9 protein-coding genes are annotated in these 11,655 nt (G+C 74.0%); 5 read left to right on the plus strand and 4 right to left on the minus strand.

Features of this window, described 5'->3' with window-relative positions:
* Positions 1–453: 453 nt before the first annotated feature.
* The 4 genes from ACGF4F_RS21135 (at position 454) to ACGF4F_RS21150 (ending at position 6,438) form a co-directional block, all read left to right on the plus strand.
* Positions 454–1,770 (plus strand): HRDC domain-containing protein, encoded by a 1,317-nt coding sequence (locus ACGF4F_RS21135; RefSeq protein ID WP_357433310.1) that lies wholly within the window; start codon positions 454–456, stop codon positions 1,768–1,770.
* Between the two features lie 239 nt (positions 1,771–2,009).
* Complete coding sequence (locus ACGF4F_RS21140) at positions 2,010–3,233, plus strand: thiolase family protein (protein WP_393079413.1); 1,224 nt, start codon at positions 2,010–2,012, stop codon at positions 3,231–3,233.
* Positions 3,230–5,299, plus strand: a complete 2,070-nt coding sequence (locus ACGF4F_RS21145) for a 3-hydroxyacyl-CoA dehydrogenase NAD-binding domain-containing protein (RefSeq protein WP_393079416.1) — start codon at positions 3,230–3,232, stop codon at positions 5,297–5,299. The genes ACGF4F_RS21140 and ACGF4F_RS21145 overlap by 4 nt, the downstream gene beginning before the upstream one ends.
* Before the next feature lie 308 nt (positions 5,300–5,607).
* A complete protein-coding gene (locus ACGF4F_RS21150; RefSeq protein ID WP_357433316.1) occupies positions 5,608–6,438 on the plus strand; it encodes a hypothetical protein in 831 nt (276 codons plus the stop codon).
* Between the two features lie 60 nt (positions 6,439–6,498).
* On the opposite strand, the gene ACGF4F_RS21155 is transcribed toward ACGF4F_RS21150, so the two are convergent.
* The 3 genes from ACGF4F_RS21155 to ACGF4F_RS21165 form a co-directional block, all read right to left on the minus strand.
* Entirely contained in the window at positions 6,499–6,885 is a 387-nt protein-coding gene (locus ACGF4F_RS21155) for a VOC family protein (protein ID WP_393079419.1), read from the minus strand.
* A gap of 223 nt (positions 6,886–7,108) precedes the next feature.
* The gene (locus ACGF4F_RS21160) at positions 7,109–8,251 is read right to left on the minus strand and encodes a sensor histidine kinase (protein WP_393079824.1); all 1,143 of its coding nucleotides are present in this window, start codon (positions 8,249–8,251) and stop codon (positions 7,109–7,111) included.
* A gap of 67 nt (positions 8,252–8,318) precedes the next feature.
* Positions 8,319–8,987 (minus strand): response regulator transcription factor, encoded by a 669-nt coding sequence (locus ACGF4F_RS21165; protein WP_357433322.1) that lies wholly within the window; start codon positions 8,985–8,987, stop codon positions 8,319–8,321.
* A 128-nt stretch (positions 8,988–9,115) separates the two neighbouring features.
* Between ACGF4F_RS21165 and ACGF4F_RS21170 the strand changes: the two genes are divergently transcribed.
* Complete coding sequence (locus tag ACGF4F_RS21170; protein WP_393079422.1) at positions 9,116–10,309, plus strand: peptidase C39 family protein; 1,194 nt, start codon at positions 9,116–9,118, stop codon at positions 10,307–10,309.
* A 45-nt stretch (positions 10,310–10,354) separates the two neighbouring features.
* On the opposite strand, the gene ACGF4F_RS21175 is transcribed toward ACGF4F_RS21170, so the two are convergent.
* Entirely contained in the window at positions 10,355–11,638 is a 1,284-nt protein-coding gene (locus ACGF4F_RS21175; RefSeq protein ID WP_393079425.1) for a PQQ-binding-like beta-propeller repeat protein, read from the minus strand.
* Positions 11,639–11,655: the final 17 nt, after the last annotated feature.

Genomic DNA, 11,655 nt, shown 5'->3' on the forward strand with positions numbered 1-11,655 from the left:
CTGGCCCGGCGCACCGGCGGGCTGCTCGGGGGCGGGAACGCCACCGGTGGGCGCGGCCGGGAAACCGGCGGGCGCGCCCAACGGCGCCGGCTGACCGGGCGCGACCGGTGGGATCATCCGCGGCGGCAGGGGCCCCGGCCGGACGCTCTCGCCGCGTGCCTGGTCGGCCGTCTCGTCGGGGCCCGGCCCCGGCACCCCGGCACCGCCGTACGCAGCCGTCATGATCGCTCGTCCTCCCCCGTGAACGCCCCGCCCGACACCGCCCGACGGCCCCTCGACACCCCGGCTGCGGCTCGATGGACCGTACCTGCGCGAACGGGGTTTGTCTCCCCTGTTGTCCGACCCTGCCACGGGCGCGCAAGCCGACCTGCCCCGACACCCGGCGGTCATCGCGCCGACACGCGCCGGACCGGCTGCGCACACCGCGTCGGGCGCGCGCACTAGGGTTGTCAGGTGACCGACGAACCACCCCTGCGCCGTCGGGCCGCCGAAAGCCGTACGGGAGAGGCAGCACCGCGTCCGTCGTCGGCCGGGTCGGAGCCAACGGACGCGGGGACCGAACCCACCGCCGGCGGGCCCGTGCCGCTGACCGCCCCGCGCGAGGGCACCCCCGCGCCGGTGGCCATGCCGAGCGAGCTCGAGGAGGTCGTGGCCCGCTTCGCGGCGGGCATCGGCCCGGTGGCCCTGGACGCCGAGCGTGCCTCCGGATACCGCTACAGCCAGCGGGCCTACCTGGTGCAGCTGCGCCGGGCCGGCTCGGGCACGGCGCTGATCGACCCGTTGCCGCTGCCCGACCTCTCCGCCCTGGACGCGGTGATCGCCGAGGCCGAGTGGGTGCTGCACGCCGCCAGCCAGGACCTCGCCTGCCTCGGCGAACTGGGGCTGCGCCCGCGCCGGCTGTTCGACACCGAGTTGGCCGCCCGGCTGGCCGGGTTCGAGCGGGTCGGCCTCGCCGCGCTGACCGAGCAGCTGCTCGGCTACACGCTGGAGAAGCACCACTCGGCGGCGGACTGGTCCAGCCGGCCGCTGCCGGAGTCCTGGCTCACCTATGCGGCGCTGGACGTGGAGATGCTGGTCGACCTGCGCGACGCCCTCGACGAGGAGCTGCGCCGGCAGGGCAAGTCGGAGTGGGCGGCGGAGGAGTTCGCCGCCCTGGTCCGCAACGGCGCCCGGCCGCCCCGGGTCCGGGCCGAGCCGTGGCGCCGCACCTCGGGCATCCACCGGGTACGCGGCGCCCGCGCGCAGGCCCGGGTCCGTTCCCTCTGGTACGCCCGCGACCAGATCGCCGCGCGGCGGGACGCCGCCCCGGGGCGGGTGCTGCCCGACTCGGCGATCGTGGCCGCCGCCGAGCTGGACCCGAAGGACGAGAAGACGCTGCTCACTCTCCCCGGCTTCGGCGGCCGCTCGGTACGCCGGCTCGCCCGGACCTGGCTGGCGGCCCTGGACGACGCCCGGCAGCTGCCGGACAACGCGCTGCCGGTGACCCCGGTGGTGGAGGGGCCGCCCCCGCCGCACCGCTGGGCCGAGCGGGATCCGGTGGCGGCCGGCCGGCTGGCCCGCTGCCGGGAGGTGGTGCTACGCATCGCCGGTGAGCACAACCTGCCGCCCGAGAACCTGATCGCACCGGACTACGTCCGCCGGCTCGCCTGGCAGCCACCGGAGGAGATCACCGACGAGACCGTGGCGGAGACTCTCCGCGGCTTCGGCGCCCGGGAATGGCAGCTCACCCTCCTCCTCCCCGCCCTCTCCCAGGCCCTCACGACCCCCTGATCTCGCGTTGATCATGAGGTTGGCGGCATTTTTGGAGATCCACATCGCCGTCAACCTCATGATCGACGAAGCGCGGCGTCGCGGGCGGGGTGTGGGGTTGGCCACACGGGGGGTGGTGTCGGCGTTGGTTACTGGCGAGTAGCATCCGGGGAAACGCCAGCGCCGGCGACCTTCATTCAGCCCGTGGCGCCGCCGGTCGGCGCGCGGAGGCCGAATTGTGGTCGAAAAGGAGGCTCCAAGTGCCCCGTGAAGTTCGCGACGTCGTCTTCGTCGACGGCGTCCGCACCCCGTTCGGCAAGGCGGGTGGCATGTACGCCAACACCCGCGCCGACGACCTGGTGATCCGCTGCATCCGGGAGCTGATGCGGCGCAACCCGCAGCTGCCGCCGGAGCGGGTCGAGGAGGTCGCCATCGCCGCGACCACCCAGATCGGCGACCAGGGCCTGACCATCGGCCGCACCGCCGCCCTGCTGGCCGGTCTGCCGAAAACGGTGCCCGGCTTCGCCATCGACCGGATGTGCGCCGGGGCGATGACCGCCGTCACCACCGTCGCCAGCGGCATCGCGATGGGCGCATACGACGTCGCCATCGCCGGCGGCGTCGAGCACATGGGCCGCCACCCGATGGGTGAGGGCGTCGACCCCAACCCGCGGATCATCGCGGAAAAGCTGGTCGACCCGTCCGCCCTGGTCATGGGCGCCACCGCGGAGAACCTGCACGACCGGGTCCCGCACATCACCAAGGAGCGCACCGACGCGTTCGCGCTCGCCTCCCAGCAGAAGACCGCCAAGGCGTACGCCAACGGCAAGCTCCAGGGCGACCTGGTGCCGGTCGCGGTGCGCGACCCGGAGACCGGCTGGGGCCTGGCGACCGTGGACGAGGCGCCCCGGGACACCTCGCTGGAGAAGCTCGCCGGCCTGAAGACCCCGTTCCGCCCGTACGGCAAGGTCACCGCCGGCAACGCGGCCGGCCTGAACGACGGCGCCACCGCCGCGCTGGTCGTCGCCGAGGAGACCGCCCGCGAGCTGGGCCTGCCGATCGCCATGCGGCTGGTGTCGTACGGCTTCGTCGGCGTCGAGCCCGAGGTGATGGGGGTCGGCCCGATCCCCTCGACCGAGAAGGCGCTGCGCATCGCCGGCCTCAGCATCGACGACATCGGCCTGTTCGAGCTGAACGAGGCGTTCGCCGTGCAGGTGCTCGCCTTCCTCGACCACTTCGGCATCGCCGACGACGACCCGCGGGTCAACCCGTGGGGCGGCGCGATCGCCGTCGGTCACCCGCTCGCCTCCTCCGGCGTACGGCTGATGACCCAGCTCGCCCGGCAGTTCGCCGAGCACCCCGAGGTCCGCTACGGCCTCACCGCCATGTGCATCGGCATCGGCATGGGCGGCACCGTCATCTGGGAGAACCCGCACTGGACGGAGTCCGGCAAGCCGGTTCAGCGGGAGGGTGGAGACAAGTGAGCACGCTAGCCGCACCGAACGAGGTGGTCACCAGGGCGCTGCTCCGCCAGGTGAACGTACCGGGGCTCGACCGGCCCGCCGCCCTGATCACCCTGGACAACGGCCTCGACCACACCAAGCCGAACACCTTCGGGCCGGGCGGACTGACCAGCCTGGACGAGGCGATCACCACGGCCCTCGCGGCGAACCCGGCGTTCGTCGCGGTCACCGGCAAGCCGTACATCTTCTGCGTGGGCGCGGACATCACCGGTCTGCCGCTGCTGGCGAACCGCGAGCAGGCCCTGGAGATCGGCCGGCTCGGCCACCGGGTCTTCGCCCGGCTCAAGGACAGCCAGATCCCGACCTTCGCCTTCGTCAACGGCGCGGCGATGGGCGGCGGCCTGGAGCTGGCCCTGCACTGCCACTACCGGACGCTCTCGGCGGGCGCGGCGGCCCTCGCGCTGCCCGAGGTCTCGCTCGGACTGGTCCCCGGCTGGGGCGGCACCCAGCTGCTGCCGAACCTGATCGGCATCCCGGCCGCCACCCAGGTGATCCTGCAGAACCCGCTGATGCAGAACAAGATGCTCAAGCCGAAGCAGGCCGCGGAGATGGGCATCGCGGACGTGCTGCTGGAGCCGGCCGACTTCCTCGAGCGGTCCCTGGAGTGGGCCGCCGGCGTGGTCAAAGGCGAGGTCACCGTGACCCGGCCCGAGGTCGACAAGGACATGTGGGCGGGGGTGCTCTACTTCGCCCGGCAGACCCTCGACCAGCGGCTGCACGGCGCGGTCCCGGCCGCGTACCGGGCGCTGGACCTGCTGGAGACCGCGAAGGACGCCGACTTCGCCGCCGGCACCGCCGCCGAGGACGAGGCCCTGGCGGACCTGATCTTCTCCGAGGAGCTGCGCAGCGGCCTGTACGCCTTCGACCTGGTGCAGCGGCGGGCCAAGCGGCCCGCCGGCGCGCCGGACAAGGGACTGGCCCGCCCGGTCACCAAGGTGGGCATCGTCGGCGCCGGCCTGATGGCCAGCCAGCTCGCCCTGCTGTTCGCCCGCCGCCTGCAGGTGCCGGTCGTCCTGACCGACCTGGACCAGGCCCGGGTGGACAAGGGCGTCGGCTACGTGCACACCCAGATCGAGAAGGCCGTCAGCAAGGGCCGGATGGACAAGGGCACCGCCGCCAAGCTGTACGGCCTGGTCAGCGGCTCGGTCGACAAGTCCGTCTTCGCCGAGGCCGACTTGGTCATCGAGGCGGTCTTCGAGGACCTGAACGTCAAGAAGCAGGTCTGGGCCGAGCTGGAGAAGATCGTCAAGCCGGAGGCGGTGCTCGCCACCAACACGAGTTCGCTGTCGGTCACCGCGATGGCCGAGGACCTGGAGCACCCGGAGCGGGTGGTCGGCTTCCACTTCTTCAACCCGGTCGCCGTGCTGCCGCTGCTGGAGATCGTCCGGGGCGAGCGGACCGACGACGCCACCCTGGCCACCGCGTTCGCGGTCGGCAAGCAGCTGAAGAAGTCGAGCGTGCTGGTCAAGGACGCTCCGGCGTTCGTCGTCAACCGGCTGCTGACCCGCTTCCTCGGCACCGTGTTCGCCGCCGTCGACCAGGGCACCCCGCTGGACGTGGCGAACAGCGCGCTGGACCCGCTGGGCCTGCCGATGCGCCCGCTCGCCCTGCTCCAGCTGGTCGGCCCGGCCGTGGCGCACCACGTGGGCGGCATCCTGCACGCCGCCTTCCCGGACCGGTTCGGGGTCAGCGAGAACCTCAAGCGAATCGCCGACTCCGGCCAGCCGATCGTGGTCGACGACCAGGTCAACGAGGAGGTCGTCAAGCTGCTCGTGGTCGGCGACCAGCCGTTGACCGCCGAGCAGGTCCGGCAGCACGCGCTCGACGCGCTGGCGCAGGAGATCCGGCTGATGCTCGACGAGGGTGTCGTCGCCGAGGCGCAGGACATCGACCTGTGCATGATCCTCGGTGCCGGCTGGCCGTTCCACCTGGGCGGCGTCACGCCGTACCTGGACCGGACCGGCACCTCCGAGCGGGTCACCGGCCAGCGGTTCCTGCCGCGCGGGGTGGCCAGCCTGCCCGCCTGACCACCGCCGCTCCCCCGCGATCGCGGTGGCCGACCGTCCCTCGCGGACGGTCCGGCCACCGCGTTCGTCGTTTCCGGGACCCGGACCGGCACCGCTCGCCGCCTGCGCCACCGGGCGGACGATGCCGGCAGCTCGGGTGCACCCGGTCCGTCACCGCCCGGTCACCCCGCGCTCGCGGCCGCATCGGCGGTGCGGCGGGGCCGGTCACGACCCGGTTCCGGTTTCGTCACGTCCACACCTGTCGGTCAACAGTCTGTCGGTCGGGCTCGCTACCATCACGCGTCCAGATTTCTTAGGAGCTGACCAACATGTCCCAGCCGCCGTCCAGTCCGTACCCCGGTTCATACCCTCCGCCGCAGCAGCCCGGCCAGCAGCACGGCGGTGGCTACCCGCCGCAGCAGCAGCCCCAATACGGTGGCGGCTACCCGCCGGCTCCGCAGCAGCCCGGCCCCCAGTACGGCGGCCACCCGGAGGCGCCGCAGCAGCCTGCCCCGCAGTACGGCGGGTACGTGGAGACCGGCCAGCCCAGCTTCGGCGGCCCCGAGGTGCCGCCGAAGAAGAAGTCGAAGGCCGGCAAGATCGTGCTGATCGTCCTGGCCGTCGTGGTGGTGCTCTGCGTGGGTGGTGGTGCCGCCATCTACTTCGCCGCGAAGGACACCGTGGGCGAGGTGGTCGACGCCACCAAGACCCGGGTGTCGGCTCCGGAGACGCTCGGCGGCCGGGCGAAGGTGGACAACCCGCAGCTCCAGGCCGCCGCCACGGAGATGGAAGCGGAGATCAAGAAGGACGTGCCGGACGCCACCAGCACCGTCGGCGCCTTCTACGGCGATCCCACGAAGCAGGATCTGGTCATGATCGCCGGCGCCTCCGGCGTGATGGCCGACCCGAAGAAGGAGCTGGAGGACGCCACCACGGGCCTCGGCAGCGAACTCGGGGTGACCGAGTTCAAGACGGTGGACGCCGGTCCGCTGGGCGGCGACGCCAAGTGCGGTGACGGCAAGATCGACGGCGACCCGGTCGGGGTCTGCGTCTGGGCCGACCGGGGCAGCGTCGGCATGATCGTCATGTACTTCAAGCCCGCGTCCGCGCTGCAGTCCGAGTTCGTCGCCATGCGGGGCGAGATCGAGCACAAGAACTGATCGCCTGCCAGACCGGTGACCGGGCCCCCGCCGTGGCGGGGGCCCGGTCCCGTTTCCGGGTCAGGCGGACGCGGCCCGCTCGGCGGGGCTGCGGCAGACGCAGAACTCGTTGCCCTCCGGGTCGGCGAGCACCACCCAGCCGGTGCCGTCCGGCCGGCGCCGGTCGGCGACCAGGGTGGCCCCGACGCCGAGCAGCCGCTCGACCTCGGCGTCCCGGGTGCCCTCGGCCGGATGCAGGTCGAGGTGGAACGCGCCCTTGCCATGCCGCTCCCCGACCGATACGAAGAGCAGGTCGGGGCCGTGCCCGTCGGGCGCGACGAGCACCGCCTCGGTGTCGCCCGGGTGGTCGTCGTCGTGCAGCTTCCGGTCGAGCACCTCCGCCCACCAGCTCGCCAGGGCGTACGGGTCGTCGGTCTCGACGGTGACGCAGTGGATCTGTGCACTCACGGTGCTACCTCCAGGTCGGAGTGCGCCCCGCGGAGTCGATGACGTCAGCGGCGGCTGCGGGGCGCGGGAGTCTTCACGGTGGACATCGACCACACCCCCTTCCGCATTTCGAGCTGACGCGCAGCATCATGTCACCGCCCCGGCCGTCCGCACAAACCCGCCGCCGGCCCGGCCTTTGAGCTGCGGGGCCGAGCCGGACGGCCGGACGCCCGGCGGCGGCCGGTCAGGTGGCGGCCGGGGCGTCGGCGGACGGCAGCGTGACGGTCACCTCCAGGCCGCCGCCCGGCTGGGCCACCGCCGTCACCGTGCCGCCGTGCGCGTCGCACACCGCCCGGACGATGGAGAGCCCCAGACCGGAGCCACGGGCGCCGGTGCGCTCCTGGCCGCCCCGCCGGAACGGCTCGAACAGCCCCGGCACGTCCGCCGGGGCGACCTCGAAGCCGGTGTTGCCCACCACCAGCCAGGACCGCTGCCCGTCGGTGCCGGTACGCACCCAGAGTCGCCCGTGCAGGTGGTTGTAGCGGACCGCGTTCTCCACGAGGTTGCCGGCGAGCCGGTCGAGCAGCCCCGGGTCGCCGACCACCGGGGCAGGGCGCAGCGCGGTGTGCACCTTCAGCCCGATCCGCTCCACCTCGCCGGACATCGCGGACAGCGCGTTGGCGGTGCCGGCGGCCAGGTCGCACTCGGCTCGCCGGGCCAGCCGGCGGCCCGTCTGGGCCTCGCTGCGGGCCAGCACCAGCAGCGCGTCGACCAGGCCGTTGGCTCGCTCCGAGGCGTCCCGGACCACGGTGGCCATCCGCCGGTACTCGGCCCGATCCGCCTCGTCGTCGCTGAGCGTCACGTCGATCTCGGTCCGCATCACCGCCAGCGGGGTACGCAGCTCGTGCGAGGCGTTGGCGACGAACCGTTTCTGCGCCTCGAACGCCGCGGCGATCCGGTCCAGCATGGCGTCAAAGGTCCGGGCCAGCTCGGCGACCTCGTCATCCGCGCCGGACCAGCCGATCCGCTGGTCCAGGGTGGCCTCGCCGAGCCGCCGGGCGGTGGCGGTCACCTGGTGCAGCGGGCGCAGCGCCCGGCCGGCCACCAGATACGCCCCGGCGACCCCGACCACGCTGATCACCAGCAGCGCCAGCAGGCCCTTGACCAGCAGCTCCGTCGAGGCGGCGCCGACCAGATCATGCTGCCACTGCCCGGCGTCCAGGGTGCGGCCGTCGGCGAGCACCACCGTGGTGCCGGGCCGCAGCTCGTCGGTGGGGCGCAGCGCGTCGCGGACCAGCAGCCAGGCCAGCACCACCAGGATCGCCCCGGCGCCGACGAGCAGCACCCCGTTGAGCAGGGTGAGCCGCAGCCGCAGCGTGGGACGCAGGCCGCCGCTCACAGTGCCTCCTCAGTTCGCGACTGCGGGGCTCGCAAAACCGGCTCACTCCTCGCGCTCACGCGGCGACCTCGGCGGTGCGGTAGCCGGCGCCGACCACCGTCTCGATCAGGGGCGGGTCGCCGAGCTTCTTGCGCAGCGTCATCACGGTGACCCGGACGATGGTGGTGAACGGGTCCGTGTTCGCGTCCCAGACCCGTTCCAGCAGTTCCTCGCTGGAGACCACCGCGCCGCGCGCCTTGAGCAGCTCGGCCAGCACGCCGAACTCCTTGTTGGTCAGGTCGACCGGCACCCCGCCGCGGGTGACCACCCGACGGGCCGGGTCGAGCACCAGGTCGGCGACCGCCAGCACCGGCGGGGCGGCCGGGGTGGCCCGCCGGCCCAGCGCCTGCACCCGGGCGACCAGTTCGTCGAAGGCGAACGGCTTGGGCAGGTAGTCGTCGGCGCCGAGCTGCAGGCCCTCCACCTTGTCGGCGACGGTGCCGCTGGCGGTCAGCATCAGCACCCGGGTCAGGGTGCCGGAGGCGGCCAGGTCGGCGCAGATCTGATCACCGTGCACGCCGGGCAGGTCCCGGTCGAGGATCACCACGTCGTACCGGGTGACGAAGGCGGCCTCGTGCCCAGCGGAACCGTCGTAGGCGACGTCGACGGCCATCCCGCGCTTGCGCAACCCGCGCGCGATCGCGTCGGCGAGGTTCCGCTCGTCCTCGACCACCAGTACCCGCATCCCCGGCCTCCCAGCTCGTGACCTCCCGACAACCTAGTGCCGGCCACCAAACCAGCATCCCGCGCCGCCGTTGCAAAGAACCTTCGCGTACGCCATGCTTCCCGGCACCTGGCGACAAGGAGCTGCCGATGACCGGAACGCCCACCGGGCGGGACGTGGCGTACCACCGCTTCCGCTTCCCGGACGAACTGGGCCGCGGGGCGTCCGACGGGCTGATCGCCGGCCCGGGCGGCCTGGTGATCGGCCCGGCGGCCGGCCGGGTCGAGCACACCGATCCGCACACCGGCAGCACCGCCGCTTACGACCTGGCGACCTGGGCGTCCCCGCCGGTCCGGCTGGGTTTTCCGGCGGCCGAGATCGTCCCGTCATGGACTGCGGACACCCCGCCGAGCTGCTGGCTGCGGGTGGAGCTGCGCGGCTGGGCCGAGACGGGCCCGTCGACCGGCTGGTACGTGCTGGGTGACTGGGCGGCCGACGAGGCGACGATCCACCGCAGCTCGGTGCCCGGCCAGGCGGGCGACGACGCGCGGGTGGCGGAGGACACCCTGCGGGTCACGGGCGCGGTGGTCACCGGCTGGCAGGTCCGGGTCAGCCTGTTCCGCCGCCCCGGCGCCCCGGCCGGCCCGGTGCTGCGCACGGTCGGCGCGGTCGCCTCCGGCAGGGCCACGGCCGGGTCGGTGGACGCTGCGGCACCGCCGCCGACCGGCGCCCGGGGGCGGGTGCTGGACGTGCCCCGCTACTCGCAGCGGCTGCACGCCGGCGGGGAGATTCGCTGGGGCGGTGGTGGGGACTCCTGGTGCAGCCCCACCTGCACGTCGATGGTGCTGGACTTCTGGGGCGCCGGGCCCGCCCCCGACCGGTACGCCTGGGTCGACCCGCCCGGCCCGCGGCCGGTGGTGGTGCACGCCGCCCGGCACTGCTACGACCACGCGTACGCGGGGGCCGGGAACTGGGCGTTCAACACGGCGTACGCGGGGCTGCACGGGGTGGACGCCTTCGTCACCCGGCTGCGTTCCCTCGCCGAGGCGGAACGGTTCGTCGCCGCCGGCGTACCGCTGATCCTGTCGGCCGCCTTCGCGGCGGGGCAGGTGCCCGGGCTGGACTACGACACCCGGGGGCACCTGATGGTGCTGGTCGGCTTCACCGCCGACGGCGACCCGGTGCTCAACGACCCGTACGCCCCGGACGACGAGGGGGTCCGCCGGACGGTGCCCCGAGCGGCGTTCGAGGCGGCCTGGCAGGCGGGCAGCGGCGGCGTCACGTATGTGGTCCGGCCGGCGTCGGTGCCGCTGCCGCCGGCACCCGCCCAGGCCAACTGGTGACCCCCACCGGCCGGACGCCGGCCGGTGCGGCGTCGGCGGGCCGCGTCAGGGCAGCCGCCACACCCCGAACCCACCGGCGCTACGCCGGCAGACCAGCACCCGCCGACCGTTCCGGCAGTCGCCGAGCACGCCGGGCAGCGCGTCGAACACCCTCGCCCGGGCGGCCGCCACGTCCAGCTCGGCCACGAGCAGTCGCCCGTCCCCACCCGGCCGGACGCCGATCAGCGGGTCGCCCGGTTCGTGCCAGCTCGCCAGTTCCCAACTGCCGAGGTCGGCGACCGGCTGGCCGGTCGCCGCGTCGGCCACCACGAACCGGGGCCCGCCAGGGTCATCCGAGCCGACCAGGAACCGGCCCTGCTCCGCCCACAGCACCGCCTGCCAGCGCGGGTTGCTCCATCGCACGGCGCCGGTCGCCGGGTCGAGCACCCACATCCCCCCGGTCTGCCGGTAGGCGCAGAGCAGGTCGCCGCAGTCGGTCAGGTAGCCGACCTGGGCGAGCCGGGCCGTCCAGCGCTGGTCCAGCCGATCCAGGCCGTAGCCGGTCACCGTGCCGCCGTTGTCACTGATCACCAGCAGCAGGTCGCCGACGATCTGGTTCCGCTGCCAGCTCGGCAGCTGACCGGGCCGGATGTTGCGGGCGGCCAGCAGGGCACCGCTGGCGGGGTCGCGCACCTCGACCTCGCCGGAGGGCGCGGCCAGCACGATCCGGTCCACGCCGTCGGGGCCGAAGCGCAGGTTGGGGCCGTCCAGCGGGGTGGGCACCGACCACAGTGTCCGGCCGGACGCCGCGTCGACCCGGCGGAGCGAGCCCTCGCCGGAAACATCCAGGTTCTGGAGGAGGACGCCGTCGCCCGCCGGGTAGCTGGCCCCGGGTTGCTGCCAGCCTGACCGGCCGGTGCCGGCGTCGAGGGCGGTCGTCCGGAACACGCCCTCGGGGCCGCCCACCTGGCGGCCGCTGACCAGCACCGTCCCGCCCTGCTGCAGCAGCCAGACGTCGCCGCCGCCGGCCGGGAGCGAGGTGCGCCACAGGACGGCGGGCGGCCCCTCCGCCGGGATCTGGTACGCCACCAGCAGCCGCCCCGTACCCTGCTGCGGATCCAGCGGATCCACGACGTAGAGGCGGTCGGCCGCCAGGAAGACGTCCGCGCCGAGCCGGGCCGGCACGATGGCCACCGCGCGCTCCGGGCGCGGGACTCCGCCGGCGACCACCCACAGGACGGCCAACAGCACGGTCAGCACCCGGTACGGCCGGCTGACGGCGCGCGGCGGGCGAGGCGGCGGTTCCGGCGCCGGGTCACGGCGGAGTTCGCCCAGATCGATGACCGTCACGATCACCCCTTCCCGGG

It is taken from the genome of Micromonospora sp. NPDC047740, from assembly GCF_043204735.1.
Classification (GTDB): domain Bacteria; phylum Actinomycetota; class Actinomycetes; order Mycobacteriales; family Micromonosporaceae; genus Micromonospora.